Raw genomic sequence first — 21,938 nt, forward strand, 5'->3', positions numbered from 1 at the left:
GAGAGAAGCAAATGATAAAATTTTTGGTTAAAAGATTATTAGAGTTTATACCAGTTTTGTTCATCATCTCTTTTATAGTATTTGCATTGGTCTATATTGCAGGTGACCCTGTTGCATTGATGCTGCCAGAAGATGCAAGTACGGAAGATATCGAAAATTTAAGAATTGCTCTGGGGTTAGACCAACCTTTTATCGTTCAGTACGGTAAATATTTTATCGGTCTAGTGACAGGTGATTTTGGCGAATCATTTCGATATAATGCGGCTGCTTTACCTTTGGTATTAGAACGTTTGCCGGCAACTTTAGAACTGGCTGTAGCAGCATTAACGATAGCAATTGTTGTTTCAATTCCTTTAGGTATTTGGTCTGCGACAAGAAAAAATACACCAATAGATTTATTAGCTACTGGTGCAGCAGTTATTGGCAAGGCAATGCCAAATTTCTGGTTGGGCATTATGTTAATCCTATTCTTTTCAGTTATATTGGGGTGGTTTCCTGTGTCTGGTAGAGGGACATTCATTCATTTAGTTTTACCAGCAGTTACACTTGCAACGGGGATTGCAGCAGAAATGACACGTCTAATTAGATCCAATATGGTGGAGATTTTGAGCCAAGATTATATTCGTACAGCCAAAAGTAAAGGACTAAAAAAGTTTTTCATCGTTTATAAGCATGCTTTTCGAAATTCTCTTATTCCTGTAATTACAATTACAGCTCTACAAACCTCTACATTAGTTGGAGGAGCACTTATTACTGAAACTGTATTTTCTTGGCCGGGATTAGGACAGCTATTAATTCAGGCAGTAAATACGAGAGATATGGCAATTGTTCAAGCGAGTGTGTTTGTCATTTCCATCCTAGTAATTGTTATGAATCTCCTAGCTGATATTGCATATCGTCTCTTAGATCCTAGGATCAAATTTAACTAATGTGAGGTGTTTAAATGGTTGTTGAACATAAAAATTCTGATCAGCATCTAATAGATTCGAAAACTAATGGTAGTAGCTGGAAAATCTGGTTGAAAAGGCTTTGGAAAAGTAAAACGGGAACTGTAGGCCTGCTGGTTATATTTATCGTTATACTAACTGCGATATTAGCCCCTGTTTTAGCGCCATTTAATCCAAATGAGATTGATCCTGAGAAAATGTTAGTTCCGCCTTTTTGGAGCGAAGGTGGATCAATAGAACATCTTTTAGGAACAGATAATTTAGGCAGAGATATCCTAAGTAGGATTTTATATGGTTCTAGAGTTTCCTTATTAGTAGGAATTTCATCTGTAGTTTTAGCTGGTATATTAGGTGTTTTTATTGGACTAATTTCGGGATATTATGGTGGATTTCTAGATACTATTTTAATGCGAATAGTAGATGCATTTTTAGCTATTCCTAATATTCTATTTGCTCTAGTTTTTTTAGCAGTATTTGGACCAAGCGTTGTTACGTTAATTTTCGTTCTTGGTATAACAAATTGGGTATCATATGCACGGATTGTTCGCGGTGAGACATTGTCAGTGAAAGAAAGAGAATTTGTAAAAGCCGCAAGGGCAATAGGCGTAAAAAATATGATGATTATCATGCGGCATATTCTACCAAACGTCATTTCTTCATTTATCGTCATATCAACATTAAGTGTTGCAACAACTATTATTATGGAAGCTTCATTAAGTTTTCTTGGCCTTGGGATTCAGCCACCTACTGTCTCATGGGGAGGGATTTTAAGTGATGGCCGTGATTATTTGGCGACTAGCTGGTGGTTAGCAACCTTCCCAGGATTAGCAATCACTATTACTGTCTTAGCAATTATTTTCTTAGGGGATTGGTTAAGAGATATATTAGATCCCCGTACTAAAGGATAGGGGGGGATAAAATGAGCGAAGATAAAATTTTACTAAAAGTAGAAAATCTTCATACGTATTTCATAACTGAAACTGGGACTGTTCCATCAGTAAATGGAGTAAGTTTTGAAATGAATGAAGGGGAGACTGTAGCAATTGTAGGTGAATCAGGGTCAGGTAAAAGTGTTACCTCATTATCTATAATGGGTCTTATTGAATCTCCTGGGAAAATAGTAAATGGGAAAATTAAATTTAAAGATAAAGAGCTAAACAAATTACAAGAGAAGGAATATCGCCATCTACGAGGAAATGAAATCGCAATGATTTTCCAGGAACCATTAACTTCTCTAAACCCGCTATTTACTGTTGGAAACCAGATTTCAGAAACTATTGTCTTGCATCAAAAGATAGATAAAAAAACTGCAAGAAAACAATCAATAGAAATGTTAAGACATGTTGGTATACCAAGTCCTGAAAAAGTATATGATTCTTATCCTCATGTATTAAGCGGAGGGATGAGACAACGAGTGATGATTGCTATGGCTTTATCTTGTCGTCCTTATTTATTGATTGCGGATGAGCCAACAACTGCGTTAGATGTAACTATACAAGCACAAATATTAAATTTAATGCGTAATCTGAGTAAAAAACATGGAACTTCAATATTATTAATAACGCATGATTTAGGTGTTGTAGCAGAAATGGCAGACAAAGTAATTGTTATGTATGCAGGCCAAGTAGTTGAATATACAGATGTTTTTACGCTATTTCGCGAACCCAAACACCCTTATACAAAAGGATTGTTAAATAGTACTCCAAAATTCTTTGAAACAGACGAAAAGCTTGAATCTATTGAGGGAACTGTACCAACAATTAATGATATGCCAAAAGGTTGCAAGTTTCATCCGAGATGTCCATATGCAATGGAAAAATGTGTAGTAGAAGAACCACAAATAATGACGAGATTTCCTGGACATCAAATTAGATGCTGGCTATATGAGGAAGGGGGAAACTAAATGGTCAACTTACAAAATCAGTCTAGAAATGGTCAAGATGTGATAGAAGATAAAATTTTACTAGAAGTGAACGGGCTAAAAAAGTACTTTCATGTTGAAAAAAATCAAATTTTAAAGGCTGTAGATGGTATCGATTTTACTGTTCTACAAGGCGAAACATTAGGGATTGTTGGAGAGTCAGGTTGTGGAAAATCAACAACAGGAAACTTATTAATCCATCTTCTTGATAAAACAGAGGGGACAATTATTTTTAATGGTCTAGATATGGACAAAATGACGAAAGAAGAAATGCGAAAAAGTCGTGCGGATATTCAGATGATTTTCCAAGATCCGTATTCTTCTCTTAATCCTAGAATGAGAGTAAAAGACATAATAGCTGAGCCTATCAAAACACATACTAAATTATCAAAAAAAGAGATAAATGATGAAGTAAATCGATTACTTGATGCTGTTGGTTTAGATCGCTCATATGGAAATAGATATCCGCACGAATTTAGTGGGGGTCAACGTCAAAGAATTGGTATTGCAAGAGCAATTGCATTAAGACCAAAGTTAGTTATTTGTGATGAACCAGTATCAGCACTTGATGTGTCGATTCAAGCGCAAATCTTAAATTTGTTGATGAGACTTCAAAAAGAATTTAAATTGACGTTCATATTTATCGCTCATGGTTTACCCGCTGTCAAGTATATTAGTAACCGTATTGCCGTAATGTATCTTGGGAGGATTGTTGAGATTACGACAAAAAATGAGTTGTTTGAAAAACCTATGCATCCGTATACAGAAAGTCTCGTATCAGCTGTTCCTTTGCCAGATCCTACAATTAGGGATAAGAGGGAACGTATTGTTCTACAAGATGATATTCCAAGTAATTTAAATATACCTACAGGATGTAGATTCCATTCAAGATGTCCTTATGTTCAAGATATTTGTAAGATGAAGGAACCTTCTTTAAGCGAGTTAGAGAAGGGACATCAAGTTGCTTGCTTTTTTCCAAGAAACTTAAACTGATTAGGGAGGACTTAACTTATATGATTTCTTATGAACAGGGTACTCAAGTGTCAATGCTAAAATTATTAGAAGAATTAGTTAATATAGATTCTGGTTCCACATATAAAGAAGGAATAGATTTAATTGGCGATATTTTATCTAAAGAGTATCAAAAACTAGGATTTGATGTACAGGTTAACCATCAAGAGAGAAACGGGAATAATTTGGTCATAAGGCATAAAAGCGCAGAGAACCCTAAAATTATTCTAATAGGACACATGGACACTGTGTTTAAAAAAGGAACAGTTCGTAAGAGGCCGTTTAAAATTATAGGAGACCGAGCCTATGGACCTGGTGTCATTGATATGAAGGGAAGCCAAGTTGAGTTATTATACGCGATGAAGGAATTGGTAGAAAATAATCATTCTGTAGCAATTAAAAACGTAGAGATTGTTTTGAATAGTGATGAAGAGATTGGTTCACCAATTTCAAGAAGTCTCATCCAAAAAGTTGCTTTTGGAAAAGAATATGCCTTGATATTGGAGCCTGCACGAAAAGATGGTTCTATTGTTAGCGAAAGAAAGGGAGGTGGAAATTATAAGCTAATTATTCGAGGGAAATCAGCCCATTCAGGCATTGAACCGGAGATAGGTGTTAGCGCCATTGAAGAGTTTGCACATAAGGTCATTAAACTACATAGTCTTAATGATGAAGAGGAAGGGATTAATGTTAATGTTGGAATAATTCGTGGTGGTATTGCTGCCAATGTAGTAGCTCCCAGAGCAGAGGCTTATATCGATGTCCGAATCAGTAAAATTGAGCAAATGAAAATATTATCAAAAAAAATCAAAGAAATTTGCTCAGTATCAGACGTTCCAGGTACAAAAATAGAATTAATCGGAAGTATTGATCGTTATCCTATGGTAAAAGATGAGAAATCCCGAAAATTGTTATCAATCATTAAAGAAATCGGTTGTGAAATGGGAATAACCTTAAAAGACGTATCAACAGGAGGAGGTTCAGATGCTTCTACTACCGTTTCTTTAGGTATCCCAACTATTGATGGTTTAGGGCCAGTTGGAGGAAGACCACATAGTGAAGATGAATATTTAGAAATACCTTCGCTAGTCGAAAGAACCAATTTACTTATAAATATTATAAAAAGATTAAGCGAAGATAAAAATTAAATCTCAATAAAAAAGAATTGTTCTTCAATTAATTATAGAAGAACAATTCTTTTAGCTTTAATGTAGTAGCTTAACGTTGTCTACTTATTTGTAATTTCAGCAACTTTTTCAAGTGCAATGATAAAAGGTGGGTCGTTTTTTTGGTTGATAAATTCGTAGCGTAGAACATGAACCTTTTTCTGTGGAAGGTTTGAAACGTATTCGATTACTTGATCACGTTCTTCTTTTCCGCCTTCATGACCATAATAGACGACTAAAACAATCATGCCACCTACTTTTAAAAGTTTTAGTAAACTTTCAATTGCTTGCAAAGTTGTATTTGGTTTAGTGATGATTTGATGTTCACTTCCGGGTAAATAACCTAGATTGAAAATAGCTGCACTGATCGGCTGTTGTACATATTGAGCCACGTTCTCGTGTCCATCTAAAATAGTAGATACTCTATTTGCCATTCCAACTTCGGTTAACCGTTTATTTGTAGATTCAATTGCCTGTTGTTGCACATCAAATGCAAAGACATGACCGTTTTCGCCTACTAATTGAGCGAGAAATGTCGTGTCGTATCCGTTACCAGCAGTGGCATCTACAACGATGTCTCCAGTTTCCACAGTTTCTTTTAATAGAAATTGAGCGTATTGTAAAACGCGTTGTAATTTCATATTACTTGCCTTCTTCCACTTTGTAGAACTTACCTTGCCAACTTCCACGTCTTTCTAATTCGGCATCTATCCCATTTAAAACTTCCCATTTGTTTACAGACCACATTGGTCCGATCATTAAGTCGATTGGTCCATCACCAGTGATTCGTTGAACAACCATTTCTGGTGGAATTACTTCTAATTGGTCTGCTACTAAATTGATGTAGGCATCTTTGTCCATTAGTTCGAGCATACCTTTTTCATATTGTTTAACGAGTGGAGTGCCTTTTAACAAATGAAGTAGATGTATTTTAATCGCTTGTACATCTAATTTTGCTACTTCTTTGGCAGTTTCCATCATCATATCGTAATCTTCTAGTGGTAAACCATTGATGATATGCGTACAAACACGAATACCGTGTTTGCGAAGTTTCTCTACACCTTCAATATAAGTGGCATAATCATGTGCGCGGTTGATCAAATTAGCAGTACGGTCATGCACTGTTTGTAACCCAAGTTCAACCCATAAATAAGTCCGTTGATTTAATTCGGCTAAATATTCCACAACATCTTCGGGCAAGCAATCGGGTCGAGTCGCAATACTTAAACCCATAACACCTTCACATGCAAGAGCTGCTTCAAATTTTTCTTTTAGAACTGCAAGTGGCGCATGTGTATTGGTATAGGCTTGGAAATAAGCCATTGTCTTACCGTCTTTCCATTTATGTTGCATTTTTTCTTTAATTTTTTCAAATTGAACAGGGATTGGATCAACACGGTCACCCGCAAAGTCACCTGAACCTGCAGCACTACAGAATGTACATCCTCCAAACGCAACTGTGCCGTCACGGTTTGGACAGTCAAATCCGGCGTCTAGTGCAACTTTATAGACTTTACATCCAAATTCATCGCGCAAATAGCGATTCCATGTATAATAACGCTTCCCATCTGAAGGAAAAGGAAAGTCGTTGTTTTTTAAATCTGTCATAATTTCAACTCCTCAACTTCTTATTTTATCACGGTTAAGTGAAAGAGGACGAATACTTTCTATTAACAGTCTAAAAGATATAAATTGTGTATATTGGTTGTGCATTTTAAGAAAGGTTGATAGTATTACTTAGATGCGCGAAATAAATTAGAATTTTATTTAGTTTACTGTTTGTAAACGTGATATAAATGGAGGATTTGCAATGCCTAGAAGTGTTTGGTTATTAATTATTGGGATGCTTATCAATACTGTAGGTAGCTCATTTTTATGGCCATTAAATACAATTTATATGCATGATCATCTAGGACAATCGCTATCAGTTGCAGGGCTTGTGCTTATGGGGAATGCTGCGGCAGGTGTTATTGGTAATCTAATTGGTGGCTATGTTTTTGATAAATTTGGTGGCTTTAAGTCAATTCTGTTAGGAACTATTATCTCGATTCTTGGTTTGATTTGTTTAGTAATTTGGCATGGATGGCCTCATTATGTTTGGTTTTTAACTTTAATTGGTTTCAGTGGGGGAATTGTATTTCCTAGTATGTTTGCGATGGTTGGCACTGCTTGGCCAGAAGGGGGAAGAAAAGGATTCAATGCAATCTACCTTGCCCAAAATTTAGGAGTCGCAATCGGTCCAGCGTTAGCTGGTGTAGTTGCCAATAAGAGTTTCGACTATTTATTTGTTGCAAACTTAATAATGTATATACTATTTTTCTTTGTCGCTTTATCTTATAAAGGTATTTCAACAGATAATGGAATGGCACCACCTTCAGTAATTAGCGAAAGTAGTAATATAAAGAATCGTTCGACACTAAATGCACTTATTATTTTGGGAATTGGATATCTTTTAAGTTGGATGGTTTATACCCAATGGACAACAACAATTTCCTCTTATACTCAAGATCTGGGTATATCTTTGAACCAATATAGTTTACTTTGGACAACAAATGGGTTGTTAATCGTATTAGGTCAACCACTTATTAATCCGATTGTTAAGAAAATGGGGGAATTTTATAAAGGTCAAATCTTTATAGGTATTGTTATTTTTATCATCTCATTTGCTGTGGTCAGTTATGCAGCTACATTTAAAATGTTCCTTGTGGCCATCATGATATTAACTTTTGGAGAAATGTTCGTCTGGCCAATAGTGCCGACTATTGCGAGTTCGCTTGCTCCAAAAGGAAAAGAAGGTTTTTACCAAGGACTTATTAATAGTTTTAGTGCGATAGGTAAAATGATAGGACCTTTTTTAGGAGGGGTATTGGCAGATCAATACGGTATGAAGATTACATTCTTTGTCTTGATCGGTATATTGGCCATTGCTTTGATACCTTACATGCTTTATGATCGTCCGTTAAAACAAAATGAAAGAGATAATGCTTGATAGTTTGTCGTATGTACTACATGCAAAACTTCATATTTTTCGGGGAGTGGATCTCGAGTGCATTTTCTCCTATAAATCTAAAAAAGATGAATTCGTATAAAAAACGAATTCATCTTTTTTATTGAACTAGTATCGGCTACCAAATTCTTGTGTACCATAAGTAGGCATTTGTGCATTAGGTATATTTTCTACAACACCTACACCTATTTCTTTGAAATTTGCATTTAGAATATTTGCGCGGTGTCCAGATGAATTCATCCAGCTATTCATAAAATCAGCGGCAGTACGTTGACCAGTTGCGATATTTTCACCGGCATAATAATACTTGTAATTTGCTTGTCTTAGAATAGTATCGAAACTACCATATACAGGACTATAATGAGAAAAATAATGGTTTTTTGCCATGTCCATTGATTTAATTATTGCGATTTTTGTCAACATAGGATTTTCTTTTAATGCTTTACGACCTTCTTTGGCACGTTCTTTGTTGACAGTTTTAATAATTTCTTGTTGCTTAGCTTTATTTCCATAATCTATATAGCTGTCAACAAATTCTCCACTTTTAATCCATCCCACTGAAACATGAATCCAACCATTTTCTGTTGTTTTCGATACATGGTATATCCCACCGTTCAATGTGCTGGATTTCTTTCCATTTACTTTATTATAAAGAGTTGTTTGTTTATTTAAGTATACATAATTACCTATAAAACCGTCTTTCACCCATTTTCCACTTGTTGTTTTCATCCATTTTTTTGATGCAAGTTGGGCAATTTTAAGTTTAGTTTTGGCAGGGGCTATTGTAAGTGTTCCAAAACCACCTTTTGCCTTAAAGTATTGGCTTTTTTGTTTAAGTGTCACATTTAATTGTTTAACAATTAGTTTTCTTTTAATCACTCGAGTATTTTTCGCTTTGTCTTTTACAGAGTAGACTAGTGTATAAGTACCCGCTTTTTTTAAGTTGTATTTTCCAGTTACTTTAATCTTGTTGCTAAGATTCCCATCCACTTTGTCATAAGCTGACACCCCTTTTAAAGGTTGGAATGTTTGTCCTATGTATACAGTTTTAGTTGTTACCCCTTTGATACTAGGTTTAACTGTATCTTTAGTTGTCGCGTTAGCGGTTATAGATCCTAGTGCTAAAGTTGCTCCGAGGATAGCTGCTGTTATGAAAGATTTTATTTTCATATTTTCCCCTCCGTTTCCATGCATAATTTTACTATTTATCATAGAATCGTACAATGATGCATAGATATCGGGTATAAATACTTATATTAACATTACGTAAAATAGTATAAATGTAAAATTAATCTATATATGAAAACCAATATCATCAAAATGAGAAAATAGGAAATTATTAATTATCGTATTTAAATATAGATTTATAAGAATAGAAAATATTTAAATTCATATATTTACTTATAAACCCAAAAAATCTCTAAAACTATTAAAATTTCAGGGAATTAAAAGAGTCTTATTTTTCTTACAAAATAGTATAGGGATCATTATTACGAAAAGGAGGGGCTGGGTTGAAAAAAATTTTCAGTTCTGCAGAAGAAGCAATAGATAATCTTCAAAATGGTATGACGATTATGGTAGGAGGATTTGGCTTAGTTGGTATACCTGAGCAACTAATTATCGCTATCGAAAAAAAAGGAGTAAACGATTTAACAGTCATTTCTAATAACTGTGGTATCGATGACTGGGGGCTAGGCTTACTCTTAAAAAAGAAACAAATTCGTAAAATAATCGCTTCATACGTTGGAGAGAATAAAGAATTTGAGCGACAAGTGCTTACTGGTGATATAGAAGTTGAATTGATTCCACAGGGAACGTTGGCAGAAAAAATCCGCGCTGGTGGAGCAGGAATACCGGCTTTTTATACACCAGCTGGAGTTGGTACACAAATTGCGGAAGGAAAAGAAATACGGAAATTTGGTGATAAGGATTTTTTACTGGAGGAGTCACTAGTAGCGGATATCGCTTTTATAAGGGCTCATAAATCGGATACATTTGGAAATTTACAATATAACAAAACAGCACAGAATTTTAACCCAATCATGGCGGCTGCAGCCAAAACAACAATTGTAGAAGTAGAAGAAATAGTTGAAGTAGGCCAACTTGAACCAGGTACCATTCATACACCAAGTATATATGTACAAGGAATATTCCAAGCAAAACAGCAAAAGCGAATTGAAAGAATAACTACACGTTCATAGGGGGAGAACATTTGAATATTCGTGAAAGAATCGCTAGAAGAGCGGCAGAAGAAGTAAAGAATGGGAATTATGTGAATCTAGGAATAGGGATGCCGACTTTAGTTGCAAATTTTATAGAAGGAAAAACTGTAATTTTGCAATCAGAGAATGGATTATTAGGAATCGGACCTTATCCTACTGTAGAAGAACTGGATCCAGATCTGATCAATGCAGGTAAAGAAACAATCACAACTGTACCAGGAGCTTCTTTTTTTAGTAGTGCGGAATCCTTTGCGATGATTCGAGGAGGACATATAGATGTAGCTATATTGGGGGGGATGGAAGTATCTGAAAAAGGAGACCTTGCCAATTGGATGATCCCAGGAAAAATGATAAAAGGAATGGGAGGCGCAATGGATCTTGTCCATGGAGCCAAAAAAGTAATCGTTATTATGGAACATAATGCGAAAAATGGGGCTCCAAAGATTAAAAAGGATTGTGAGTTACCGCTGACTGGAAAAGAGGTAGTTGACTTGATCATTACCGAAAAAGCAGTGATAGAAGTAACAAAAGAGGGATTAGTATTAAAAGAGATAATGGATGGATTTACAGTAGATGATGTAGTAAATAGTACTGAGGCCGAATTGATTTTAAGGTGAATCATGTATGTTCTTCCTACTTCTAATGGAAGTATCTATTTATAAGAATTTCACAATTTTACTAAATCTCTTGTCAATTTACGTAACTTCGATTAGAATATAACTCAATATGATATGACTGTGAAAGGGAATAGTAGGTTTATCTTGATTTTAAAGAGAGCTAGCGGTTGGTGGAAGTTAGTAAATCGGTAAATTGAACTCGCCCAGGAGTCACTATGGTGAAATAAATGATAGCCAAAGTCGTTTTCCGCGTTAAGGAATCAAGTTGAGTGCTAACACTAATTTGGGTGGTACCGCGGGAGATTTTTGCTCTCGTCCCTTTTATAGGGACGAGAGTTTTTATATTTCACGGAATCTTCCATATTAGAAGTGAACGAACTATCGTTGTTTAAACAAGAAGGAGGAAGAACCATTGAACTTTAATCATCAAGAAATCGAGAAAAAGTGGCAAAAATACTGGGCTGAACATTCTACATTCAAAACAGTAAATGACAATTCAAAACCAAAATTTTATGCATTAGATATGTTCCCTTATCCATCTGGGGCTGGTCTACATGTAGGACACCCTGAAGGATATACTGCAACTGATATCTTATCACGCTTCAAACGTATGCAAGGCTTTAATGTCATGCATCCAATAGGCTGGGATGCTTTTGGTCTTCCAGCGGAACAATATGCACTTGATACAGGGAATGACCCAGCTGAATTTACACTAAAAAACATTGCTACATTTAAACGTCAAATTCAAGAATTAGGCTTTAGCTATGACTGGGATCGAGAAATTAACACAACTGATCCAGAGTATTATAAATGGACACAATGGATTTTCATCCAACTTTACAAAAAGGGTCTAGCTTATATTGATGAAGTTGCTGTAAACTGGTGCCCAGCTCTTGGTACAGTACTTGCAAATGAAGAAGTTATCGATGGTAAATCAGAACGTGGTGGTCATCCAGTTGAACGTCGTCCGATGAAACAATGGATGTTGAAAATTACAGCATATGCTGATCGTTTAATCGATGATTTAGATGAAGTGGATTGGCCAGAAAATATTAAAGATATGCAACGTCACTGGATTGGCCGTTCTGAAGGTGCTGAAGTAGATTTCAATATTAAAGGTACTGACAAACATTTCCGTGTATTTACTACTCGCCCTGATACACTATTTGGTGCAACATACACAGTCCTTGCTCCAGAACATGCATTAGTAAAAGAAATTACAACTGATGCACAACGTGAAGCTGTAGAAGCATATCTTGACAAAGTAAAAGTGAAATCAGATCTTGAACGTACTGATTTAGCAAAAGAAAAGACTGGTGTATTCACTGGTGCTTATGCAGTGAATCCTATTAATGGTAGAGAAATTCCTATTTGGATTGCAGATTATGTATTATCTAGCTATGGTACAGGTGCAATCATGGCAGTTCCTGCACATGATGATCGTGATTATGAATTTGCAAAACAATTCAATTTACCAATCATTCCTGTATTGGAAGGCGGAGATGTGACAAAAGAAGCGTTCACTGAAGATGGTCCACATATCAACTCTGGTTTCTTAAACGGTTTAGGCAAAGAGGAAGGTATTAAAAAAGCAATCGAATGGCTTGAAGAAAACAAAGTCGGTGAAAAGAAAGTTTCTTACCGTCTACGTGACTGGTTATTCTCTCGTCAACGTTACTGGGGTGAACCAATTCCTGTCATTCACTGGGAAGACGGTACAATTACTACAGTTCCTGAAGAAGAACTTCCATTAGTTTTACCAAAAACATCTGATATCCGTCCAAGTGGTACAGGTGAATCACCACTCGCTAATATTGAAGATTGGGTAAATGTTGTAGACCCTGTAACAGGTAAAAAAGGTCGTCGTGAAACAAATACAATGCCACAATGGGCTGGTTCAAGTTGGTACTTCTTACGCTATATCGATCCACATAACAAAGAAGCTATTGCAGATCCAGAATTATTAAAACGTTGGTTACCAGTTGATATCTATATTGGTGGTCAAGAACATGCAGTGCTTCACTTGCTATATGCTCGTTTCTGGCACAAAGTTCTATATGATCTAGGTGTTGTTCCAACAAAAGAACCTTTCCAAAAACTATTCAACCAAGGTATGATCCTAGGTGAAGGTAATGAAAAAATGTCCAAATCAAAAGGAAATGTTGTAAACCCTGATGATATTGTTGCTAGTCACGGTGCTGATACACTTCGTCTTTACGAAATGTTCATGGGACCACTTGAAGCTTCAATTCCTTGGTCTACAAATGGTTTAGATGGTGCACGTCGTTTCTTAGATCGAATTTGGCGTCTATTTGTTAACGAAGAAACTGGTTCACTTTCAGATAAAATTAAAGCTTCAAATGATACAACTTTAGAAAAGGTTTACCATCAAACAGTTCAAAAAGTAACAGATAATAACGAACATATTCGTTTTAACACATCTATTTCACAAATGATGGTCTTTATCAATGAATGCTATAAAGCAGATGTTGTACCAACAGCATATGCTGAAGGATTTGTGAAAATGCTAGCACCAATTGCTCCTCATATTGCTGAAGAACTATGGACTATACTTGGTCACAAAGAAACAATCACATACGAACCATGGCCAACATTTGATCCAGCAAAACTTGTTGATGATGAAATTGAAGTAGTAGTTCAAGTAAATGGTAAAGTACGAGCAAAACTAATGGTAGCAAAAGACGCTTCACGTGAAGAACTAGAAAAAGCAGCATTAGCAGACGAACATGTTCAAGAATTTATCGCTGGCAAAGATATTAAAAAAGTCATTGCTGTACCAGGCAAATTAGTAAATATCGTTGCAAAATAAATCTCATTTCAATATTTAATTGATATATTAGGCATTAAAAAATATATTTTTCTTATTTGCAAATATTTATATAAAACAATATTGAATCTTATGAACCTTAGCCTAAAACCACGTTATTCTGTATAATTAGAATAACGTGGTTTTTTAATTCATAATTGTATTAATATGGTAATCATATGAATCAATGATATAAATAGAAAAAGTGAGATATTGTTGGTATTAAAAAATTAAAATATATTTATCTAGGAATTGGAGGGAAACAATTGAAAAGTAAATTATTTTTACTCATGTTTTTATTCGTTTTATGCGCCATGCCAATCGTTTCAAATGCAGAAGAAAATAGTTCTACTCCTGAAGCCACAGATGCTTACACTTTAGAGTTACCTTCAAAATTTAAAACAGTGGAAGTAAAGAAAAACGTAAATTTAACTATTGTTAAAAAATATAGTGATGGAAGAACGGAGCAAATTGAAAATAATAATAATGTTCTATGGAAGAGTTCAAATTCTTTAATTTCCATTAAGGGCAATCAATTAGTACCAAAAAAAATTGGAAAAGTTACGTTAACTGTTACTTATGAAGGGAAAACAAACAGCTTTGATATTAAAATCGTAGATACAAAAAAGCCTGTTCTATCGGGTGTTTCCAATAAAACAGTCTATTTAAAAAGTAAGTTTAATGCTAGAACAGGCGTAAGGGCAACTGATAATTATGATGGCAATATTACTAAGAAGATTACAGTCAAAGGAAAAGTGAATACTAAAAAAACGGGGAAATATACTTTGACATACTCAGTAAAGGATTCCTCAGGCAATAAAACAGTGAAAAAAAGAATAATAACTGTTAAGAAAAATAATTCCCTTGAAAGTAAATTTAGAAAATATTATGAGGCAGATGTTATACTCTATCTTCATAAGAACTTAGTGGATTCTAAATGGAGAGATAACTATGAAAACATGATTGGTCTGGTACCAGCAACAGATAAACATTTAAAGGTTATGACTTTAGTGGGATCTTCAGGTAATTTAAAAATAGAAAAAGTAGTTATTGCTTCAAATAACAAAAAGAAAACTTTTAAGTTAGAAAAGAATGGTCTAATATTAGAGGACTCTCAGTATGAGTTTTTTAAAAAGAATATATCAATAAAGCGTGAGGTAAAAGTAACTTTTACAACTTCTCAAAAAACGTTTGTAAAAAAGCTTTCCAAAAAAGAGGTACAAGCATTAGTCGACGCTATTAAATTATATGAAAAATGGTAGTAGGTAGGTTATATTAATTCAATTAAAAAGTCAATAACGAAAGAAAAAGGAGCTGTATTTAGCTCCTTTTTTTAAGGCCTTTTCAACAAACCAAATAAGATATCGATAAAATAGAGGATAGTGAGTATTACGTGTATTGTCCAGCCAAGGAAAGGTATCCAAGTTAACAAAGTAAGAAGGATAGCAAGTGTTGGCACAATTTTCGAATGTCCAGTAACAAATCGCATTACAAGAACAATTACATGTATAACGAGAGCAGTGGTTATAGCTGTATAGCCAGAAGCGATGATAATAGTGCCTCCTAGAACAGGAATCATTAGAATCAGCTCATAGAGAAATGCGATAATTGATGGAATAAAGAACATTTAGTTTCCCTCCAAAGTATTATTAAAATATTTACGAATAAGTAAGATGTTTGGTTTCAAATTGTTTGAGTAATTATACTTCATAACCATTTCAAAAACATTTAATGTCTTTTGAAACTTTCAAAGACTTAAATCGTATATAATATATATGAAATATTTGAGAAGAGGTTATGTTAAATGGAATCGCAATTTCCGAAGGTTCTTCGGTTCTTTACGCTGTTATGGGTAGTTACGGCAGTTGGGTTGTTTGTTGGAGTGTTTATACCACCTGCTTTCATCATGCCAATAAGTATTGCAACAGTTGTTTTACTATTAATCGTGATGTTTAGCCGAGCAGCTAGAAAAGCGAGTAAAGGTATTTCTATAGTGTTTGCATTGTTAACAGGGATCACTCTATATAGTTTATTAAACTTCTATATTGGTGCATTAGGTGGAAGTCTTGTCCTAGTTATTTTTGGTACTACAGCAGCAATCTTTATAGTCGCTGGCCTAATTGGTTATAATACAAAACGAAATTTTGGAAACTGGGGTAAATTTCTTTTCATCGTTTTGATCGGTGTAATTATTTTCTCCATTATTACCATTTTTATAGGTTTTAGTGACATTGTCATGGTCATAGCTAGTGGAATTGGTGTATTACTTTTCGTTGGTTACACGTTGTACGATATGAACCAAATCGCACATAATTATATTAGTGATGAAGAAGTGCCACTAGTCGCATTAAATCTTTATCTCGACTTCATCAATTTATTTACAGAGTTACTTAAACTAATTTACCATTTGAAAAATATATTGGATGAAGATTAAATTTGACAAAATAGTGAAAGCTGAAAGTATAGCTTTCACTATTTTTTTGCTTATATTCAGACCTATTTCAGTTAGATACATTAAACTAAAGATAATAATTTCGAAATAGTAGGTGAAATGATGAAAATTCTTGTTGCCGAAGATGATTTACGATTATTGAAAAATATAGCTTTTATGTTAAAGAAAGATTTATATCAAGTAGATACTGCTAAAAATGGTGAAGAAGCATTAGATTTAGCACTTGATAAAAATTACGATTTAGTTATATTAGATTGGATGATGCCAGAAAAGGATGGTATCGAAGTATGTAGTGAATTACGGGAAAACGGTTATGGGGGTGGCATTTTGATGTTAACAGCTAGAGATGATTCACGAGATGTTATTTTAGGCCTTGATAATGGAGCAGATGACTACCTGATAAAACCTTTTAAAATGGAAGTACTGTTAGCTAGAGTTCGTGCCATTTTACGTAGAAAAAATAAACCATTAGAACAAGTCATTGAAATCCAATCTTATGCACTACACCTAGATGCCAGAACGCTCTACCGGGATAACCAAGAAATAGAATTGACCAAAAATGAATTTTTATTTTTAGAATATCTCTTTATCAATAAGGGACGCACATTAACGCGTGAACAAATTTATAACCATATTTGGGGCTATAATGAGGATGTTTCTAATAACGCATTAGATGCTTTAGTAAAATTGGTACGAAAGAAAATTGATGATAGCGATCATCCTTCAATTATTCAGACGGTTAGAGGGATTGGCTATAAATTGAGAGATTCCCATGTTCAATAAAATTCAACGTAAGCTCACAATACAATATGCATTCTTTTTCTTACTATTTGTCTTATTATTAATGGCTGCTCTTTATATTTCGATTTCTGCTATTATGCAACAACAACAAGTTCAAGAACTAGAGTTATTCTTTGGTAAAGAACGCTACCATTTAGAAAAAGACGATGAATTCAAAGAAGAACATAATAAAGAAGATCAAATAACAGATGGCAAGAAAATAGAATATGATGCAAATCGAGCAAATTTTTATTATATATTTACTAAAAATAATGAATTAGTGCATGGTGATGAATCTTTTTATGGACTTTATAAAGATGTTGCACAGTTAATGATGCATGTCGAAGAAGAAGATCCTCAAACAGTTGAATGGAAAGATCAAGATTTACTCTTAATCAAATACGATTCACCACATTCCCATAATGGAAGTTATATGATTATTGGACAGTCCGTTACGAAACAGCATCATTTACTAGAACGAATGATGTATGCATTTATCGCATTAACATTAATAGGAACTTTATGTATTGCTTTTCTAAGTCATTATCTTGCAGGCAAGGCAATGGTACCGATTAAAAAGTCCTTTGAGCGACAACGGAAATTTGTATCTGATGCCTCGCATGAATTACGAACACCTCTAAGCGTTTTCTATAGCTCTTTAGAAGTTTTAGAAAATGATGATGAAAATCGATTTAGTGCTTTTGGACAAGAAGTACTAACAGACTTAAAAAGTGAAACTCAGCACATGGAGACGTTGCTAGAAGGTCTATTATTTTTGGCGCGTTTTGATCAAAATAAGTTAAAGACTAAAAAAGAAGATATTGAACTATCCGAATTAGTAAATAATATAACGAAATCCTTTGAACGAACTTTACCAGATTCTATCCAATTGAAAACACAAATAGCTGACGGTATAAAGTTTATAGGTGATGAAACAAGTATAAGGGAACTCCTATATATCTTGCTTGAAAATGCAACAAAATTTACAGAAAAAGGTTCTATTAGAGTATCACTTACAAGTATAAACAACTATATTAAACTAATCGTAGAGGATACAGGAATTGGCATTACACAGCGTGATTTACCGCATGTTTTTGATCGTTTTTATCAAGCAACCAAAAATCGGCAAAAAAAAGGGACTGGTTTAGGTTTATCAATCGCACAAGCCATTGTATCTCATCATCAAGGACATATTTCAGTGGAGAGTGAATTTGGTCAAGGAACTAAATTTATCGTTTCTCTTCCAATTCTTAAAAAGGACTAAATCTTGTTTTAAACAGGATTTAGTCTTTTTTTGTGTTCAGTGTTGTGAAGGTGAAGGATGAGGACGTACCCTTGGAGAGTATCTGCCTGCAAAAAATTCTGATAGAAGTTCACCATTTGTTAAAAACTTTTTCTTATGTTTCTTAAATTTCTTCAGATTCATTTCATAATTGGTAGATACACTATAAATGAAGGGAGAGGATAAAGGTGAAGAAAAGCATATGGATTTTAACACCTATTATGATTTTTAGTTTGTTAGGTGGACAATATATTGCACAGGCTGATGATGATGAAGGTTATGAGCACCACGAGAAATCTGGGGATTTCAATGAATATGAACATGATGATGATGAACACGATGAAGATAAGTATGATGATCATGATGAATATGAACACGATGATGACGACGAAGATAAATATTACGAAGAAAATAATCAGTATGCTGAAAACAATACAGTTACGCAAGGTCAATGGAATATTTGGACACGAACCGCAACTTTAAACACAGACAGTACATTGCCCTTTAAAGATGCAAAGACCGCAACTTTTAAAATAGATAATAATACATTTAAATTATATGTTGTTCCTAAAAAAGGAGAACTATTTGTCCCTGCTGGAGAGTTAACAACGAAATTAGGAGGAAAATCAAAGTATTATAAAAACTCAAAAATTATTAATACGAATGTGAATGGAAGTCAGCTTATTTTCCGAGCAAATACAAATGTAGTATATGAAAACCTTGTGAAAACGCCGATTCCTGCAAAATCATTTAAATACAAAGATGATATCTATGTTCCAGTAAGTGTGATTTTAAATTCTCTTGGTTATTCAATTGATTGGCAAGAGGATACACAGCAATTTATAGTACTTTAAGTGAAAAAAATAGAGAGGAATGTTGAAGATGAAAGATCCCAAAAAAGCAAAATGGTTAGTTGGTTCATCAGCAGTTCTTTTATCAGGTTTATTATTAACTCAAATGAATGGAACTGGAGCTTTAAATACAAATAATAATGCCACAACTAGTCAACAAACAGCAGTTAACCAATCAACTTCACCTAAAACAGAAAAAGAATTATTACAATTAGATTGGACTAATTTTCAAGTAACAAAAGAGCCATCAGAACAAAATTCAACACAGCCATCATATAGCGAAAATCAAGGAACAGACCGAATGACACAAAGATCGTAGAGGTGAAAATCATGGAATCTCTAACACTTCACATGATGAATACAGAATTTTATATAGAAGTTCCTTCATCTTCTGATAGTTGGAAAGAGCACGTTACAAAATGGTTGAGCTATGTAGCAAATGAATGGTCACGGTTTATCCCAAATAATGAATTGGATCAGATCAATCAATTGCCTATAGGAAAAACGCTGGAAATAAACCCTTTACTATATGATTGTTTGAAAAAGGCAAATGAGTATTATGAAAGAACAGAAGGGTTGTTTTCTCCTTATTTAAAAAGACAAATCGAAAGCCAAGGATATGTTCAATCTTTTCCTTTTAAAGTGGGGAAACAGATCAAACAACAAAATGAAACTGAAAATCCAATCGGCAAGAATCCAATTGACTTTTTGGACAATTATAAAATTTTGAAGATAACCAATCAGACAATTGATTTGGGAGGATTTGCGAAGGGATATGCTGTAGAACATATAAAGAAATGGCTACAAAATCAAAACTTCCCATATGGAATCGTAGATGGTGGAGGGGACATGACGCTATGGTCCGACGGTGAAAAGGAATGGATCATTGGCATAGCCAATCCTTTTAATGGAAAAAGTATCGGAAGTATTAAAATAAAAAATGGTGCAATTGCAACTTCTAGTAGGGCTTATAGAAGCTGGATCTACCAAAATGAAAAGAAACATCATATTCTTAATGGTCAAACAGGTGAAGTAGCGAAAACAAATGTTTTACAAGCAACAGTTGTTACGGATAGCTTGTATCAATGCGAAGTTGGGGCCAAGTTATGCTTTTTAATGGATGAACAGCAACTAAATCAATGGTTCGAACAGAGCAGATGGCGCGTAGCTCGTTTTATCGTCAATGAGGATGAAACGACTAAATGGATTAAAACAGGAGATGGAAAGAATGTTTAATACTTGGGAATGGATCCGAATTTGCGGTTTTCTTGCATATTTTTATTTTACCGTTTCGGTTATCTTTGGCTTACTTCGAAAAACGCCATCGATTAAAAAACAGAAAAACTTATTATTTCATTTACATTTAAACGCCGGGTGGATAGGGTTATTGGCATTAATGATACATGTCTTATTACTGTTAATCGACCAATACCAACCTTATCAAATAAAAGAGATTCTAGTACCTTTCAGTGCTCAGTATAAACCACTATTATCAGCACTTGGCTCAATCAGTTTATATGTATTTTTAGTTGTCATATTTACATCTGATATTTTAATTGGTGTGATGAATAGAAAGGTTTGGAAGTCTATTCACTTTTTAGTACTCCCTGCATGGGCGTTGTCCTTCTTACATGGTGTCTTTATTGGAACAGATAGTTCAAACCATTTCGTTCAAATTTTCTATATTGTAACAGGAAGCATTATTATAATAGCAGGTAGTTTCAGAGTTTACGGAGAATACACAAAAAAAACAACGCCAACAGTAAGAACAAGAAGAAGTGGAGGGTAAATCCCAATTGGGTATTTGCCCTTTTTTCTTTTCCTAAATAAATCTCATAGGTTTGTGAATTTTTTCCTCTCTTCAATGATCACTAAAGATTCGTTAAAAATCTTAAGGAAAAAATAATGTTAGAAATATAATAGTGAGGAATAATAAATTTAAGTCTGGTGAAAATAAAAAGGCGTTGAAAAGATGCTCTTAAGTACATAAAAATGGTATAGATTTCGAGCACAAACGGCAAAACTTTTAATGATCATTTTTTCTATATTGAAAATAGTGAAAATTAAAATAGAATTTCAGCTATTTTTCAGTTTCAATCTTTATGATGAAAACAGAAAGAGAGGAGCATAAACATGCCATTACATCCATTAGTTGTACATTTTCCAATTGCGTTATTAATTTTAGCAGGGGTAATCGAAATAGTGAATGTTTTTATGAAAAAAAACTCATTAAACAATTTCGGTACTCTACTACTTATTTTAGGGGTGATTTCAGGTTTCGTAACCCTAGCCACAGGAGATGGAGCAGAACATTTTGCTGAAAGTAAATGGGGAGATGTTGTAGAAGGTAAAATAGAACCTCATGAAACTTTTGCCGACATTTCAATGATTATCTTTAGCGCGTTAACTGTTATTAAAATTCTTTTCAGACATAACATTTTCAAATTTAGCTTTTTACAAGGTAAAGCACTTAGAGGCGGTGTTGCTTCTGTACTAATCGTACTTCTAAGTCTTGGTGGAATAGCAGCATTAGCAGAAACTGGTCACCTAGGAGGTAAAATTGTTTACGAACATAATTCTAATACTCCTGTAGATCAATCAAACGCTTCAGATGAAGATGCAGACGAATAAAATAATAGTTTAGTCTAGAGAAATATGTAGTAAAGAAACAAGTTCAAGGGTTAAAAAATTACCCTTTGAACTTGTTTTTTATTATCATATTTTAAATATTGATGAAATTGTCACTACATTACTGAGTAGTAGATTCAATAAGATTAAAGTTCAATTAAAAAGAGAATATATCCCTAAATAAATGTTAAATTGAAAAGGAGATATAATATAAGGAGTGTCTAATT

Annotated in this window: 22 protein-coding genes and 1 other annotated feature; of the genes, 18 read left to right on the forward strand and 4 right to left on the reverse strand. The window is 34.1% G+C overall.

All coding sequences use genetic code 11. The features are described from left to right. The first annotated feature begins 11 nt into the window (after positions 1 to 11). From D1606_RS15020 to D1606_RS15040, 5 genes are read left to right on the forward strand one after another with little or no spacing between them, the layout of a single operon-like run. Positions 12 to 929 (forward strand): ABC transporter permease, encoded by a 918-nt coding sequence (locus tag D1606_RS15020; RefSeq protein ID WP_119416854.1) that lies wholly within the window; start codon positions 12 to 14, stop codon positions 927 to 929. A gap of 14 nt (positions 930 to 943) precedes the next feature. Next, positions 944 to 1,855 carry an ABC transporter permease gene (locus D1606_RS15025; protein ID WP_119416834.1) on the forward strand — a complete coding sequence of 304 codons (912 nt, stop codon included), beginning with the start codon at positions 944 to 946 and terminating at the stop codon, positions 1,853 to 1,855. Positions 1,856 to 1,866: 11 nt separating this feature from the next. Further along, positions 1,867 to 2,850: an ABC transporter ATP-binding protein gene (locus tag D1606_RS15030; protein ID WP_119416835.1), complete on the forward strand. Its 984-nt coding sequence runs from the start codon at positions 1,867 to 1,869 to the stop codon at positions 2,848 to 2,850. Continuing rightward, positions 2,851 to 3,861, forward strand: coding sequence for an ABC transporter ATP-binding protein (locus tag D1606_RS15035; protein WP_119416836.1), 1,011 nt, complete (start codon positions 2,851 to 2,853; stop codon positions 3,859 to 3,861). Between the two features lie 20 nt (positions 3,862 to 3,881). Continuing rightward, complete coding sequence (locus D1606_RS15040) at positions 3,882 to 5,027, forward strand: M20 family metallopeptidase (protein WP_119416837.1); 1,146 nt, start codon at positions 3,882 to 3,884, stop codon at positions 5,025 to 5,027. Between the two features lie 80 nt (positions 5,028 to 5,107). On the opposite strand, the gene mnmM is transcribed toward D1606_RS15040, so the two are convergent. Together mnmM and mnmL are read right to left on the reverse strand one after the other, a co-directional pair. Then, a complete protein-coding gene (mnmM, locus tag D1606_RS15045; RefSeq protein ID WP_119416838.1) occupies positions 5,108 to 5,686 on the reverse strand; it encodes a tRNA 5-(aminomethyl)-2-thiouridylate-methyltransferase MnmM in 579 nt (192 codons plus the stop codon). A gap of 1 nt (position 5,687) precedes the next feature. Beyond that, positions 5,688 to 6,653: a tRNA modification radical SAM protein MnmL/YtqA gene (gene mnmL / locus D1606_RS15050; protein ID WP_119416839.1), complete on the reverse strand. Its 966-nt coding sequence runs from the start codon at positions 6,651 to 6,653 to the stop codon at positions 5,688 to 5,690. Between the two features lie 202 nt (positions 6,654 to 6,855). Here mnmL and D1606_RS15055 point away from each other — a divergent pair, with 202 nt between their 5' ends. Next, entirely contained in the window at positions 6,856 to 8,034 is a 1,179-nt protein-coding gene (locus D1606_RS15055; RefSeq protein ID WP_119416840.1) for an MDR family MFS transporter, read from the forward strand. Positions 8,035 to 8,160: 126 nt separating this feature from the next. Here D1606_RS15055 and D1606_RS15060 read toward each other — a convergent pair whose 3' ends face one another. Continuing rightward, a complete protein-coding gene (locus D1606_RS15060; protein WP_158582397.1) occupies positions 8,161 to 9,222 on the reverse strand; it encodes a CAP domain-containing protein in 1,062 nt (353 codons plus the stop codon). 341 nt (positions 9,223 to 9,563) lie between these two features. Here D1606_RS15060 and D1606_RS15065 point away from each other — a divergent pair, with 341 nt between their 5' ends. The 4 genes from D1606_RS15065 to D1606_RS15080 all read left to right on the forward strand — a co-directional run bounded on the left by D1606_RS15065 (position 9,564) and on the right by D1606_RS15080 (position 14,980). Then, positions 9,564 to 10,253: a CoA transferase subunit A gene (locus tag D1606_RS15065; RefSeq protein ID WP_119416842.1), complete on the forward strand. Its 690-nt coding sequence runs from the start codon at positions 9,564 to 9,566 to the stop codon at positions 10,251 to 10,253. An 11-nt stretch (positions 10,254 to 10,264) separates the two neighbouring features. Beyond that, entirely contained in the window at positions 10,265 to 10,891 is a 627-nt protein-coding gene (locus tag D1606_RS15070) for a 3-oxoacid CoA-transferase subunit B (RefSeq protein WP_119416843.1), read from the forward strand. Between the two features lie 111 nt (positions 10,892 to 11,002). Next, positions 11,003 to 11,214, forward strand: a binding site (T-box leader). An 89-nt stretch (positions 11,215 to 11,303) separates the two neighbouring features. Next, positions 11,304 to 13,721 (forward strand): leucine--tRNA ligase, encoded by a 2,418-nt coding sequence (leuS, locus tag D1606_RS15075; RefSeq protein WP_119416844.1) that lies wholly within the window; start codon positions 11,304 to 11,306, stop codon positions 13,719 to 13,721. A gap of 263 nt (positions 13,722 to 13,984) precedes the next feature. Further along, the gene (locus tag D1606_RS15080; RefSeq protein WP_119416845.1) at positions 13,985 to 14,980 is read left to right on the forward strand and encodes a DUF5011 domain-containing protein; all 996 of its coding nucleotides are present in this window, start codon (positions 13,985 to 13,987) and stop codon (positions 14,978 to 14,980) included. A 71-nt stretch (positions 14,981 to 15,051) separates the two neighbouring features. Here D1606_RS15080 and D1606_RS15085 read toward each other — a convergent pair whose 3' ends face one another. Next, positions 15,052 to 15,345, reverse strand: a complete 294-nt coding sequence (locus tag D1606_RS15085; protein ID WP_119416846.1) for a hypothetical protein — start codon at positions 15,343 to 15,345, stop codon at positions 15,052 to 15,054. Between the two features lie 177 nt (positions 15,346 to 15,522). Here D1606_RS15085 and D1606_RS15090 point away from each other — a divergent pair, with 177 nt between their 5' ends. The 8 genes from D1606_RS15090 (at position 15,523) to D1606_RS15125 (ending at position 21,714) form a co-directional block, all read left to right on the forward strand. Further along, positions 15,523 to 16,152 (forward strand): Bax inhibitor-1/YccA family protein, encoded by a 630-nt coding sequence (locus D1606_RS15090; RefSeq protein WP_119416847.1) that lies wholly within the window; start codon positions 15,523 to 15,525, stop codon positions 16,150 to 16,152. Between the two features lie 120 nt (positions 16,153 to 16,272). After that, positions 16,273 to 16,953, forward strand: a complete 681-nt coding sequence (locus D1606_RS15095) for a response regulator transcription factor (protein WP_119416848.1) — start codon at positions 16,273 to 16,275, stop codon at positions 16,951 to 16,953. Then, complete coding sequence (locus D1606_RS15100) at positions 16,943 to 18,214, forward strand: sensor histidine kinase (RefSeq protein WP_119416849.1); 1,272 nt, start codon at positions 16,943 to 16,945, stop codon at positions 18,212 to 18,214. Before D1606_RS15095 ends, D1606_RS15100 begins: the two co-directional genes overlap by 11 nt. Positions 18,215 to 18,420: 206 nt before the next feature. Further along, on the forward strand, positions 18,421 to 19,086 hold the full coding sequence (locus D1606_RS15105; RefSeq protein WP_233548131.1) for a stalk domain-containing protein: 666 nt from the start codon (positions 18,421 to 18,423) through the stop codon (positions 19,084 to 19,086). A 28-nt stretch (positions 19,087 to 19,114) separates the two neighbouring features. Further along, positions 19,115 to 19,402 (forward strand): hypothetical protein, encoded by a 288-nt coding sequence (locus tag D1606_RS15110; RefSeq protein WP_199670767.1) that lies wholly within the window; start codon positions 19,115 to 19,117, stop codon positions 19,400 to 19,402. Between the two features lie 11 nt (positions 19,403 to 19,413). Then, the gene (locus D1606_RS15115) at positions 19,414 to 20,319 is read left to right on the forward strand and encodes an FAD:protein FMN transferase (protein WP_119416851.1); all 906 of its coding nucleotides are present in this window, start codon (positions 19,414 to 19,416) and stop codon (positions 20,317 to 20,319) included. Then, positions 20,312 to 20,872, forward strand: coding sequence for a ferric reductase-like transmembrane domain-containing protein (locus D1606_RS15120; protein ID WP_119416852.1), 561 nt, complete (start codon positions 20,312 to 20,314; stop codon positions 20,870 to 20,872). The genes D1606_RS15115 and D1606_RS15120 overlap by 8 nt, the downstream gene beginning before the upstream one ends. 344 nt (positions 20,873 to 21,216) lie before the next feature. After that, positions 21,217 to 21,714, forward strand: coding sequence for a DUF2231 domain-containing protein (locus D1606_RS15125; RefSeq protein ID WP_119416853.1), 498 nt, complete (start codon positions 21,217 to 21,219; stop codon positions 21,712 to 21,714). Positions 21,715 to 21,938: the final 224 nt, after the last annotated feature.

This window comes from Rummeliibacillus sp. POC4, from assembly GCF_003576525.1.
Classification (GTDB): Bacteria; Bacillota; Bacilli; order Bacillales_A; family Planococcaceae; genus Rummeliibacillus.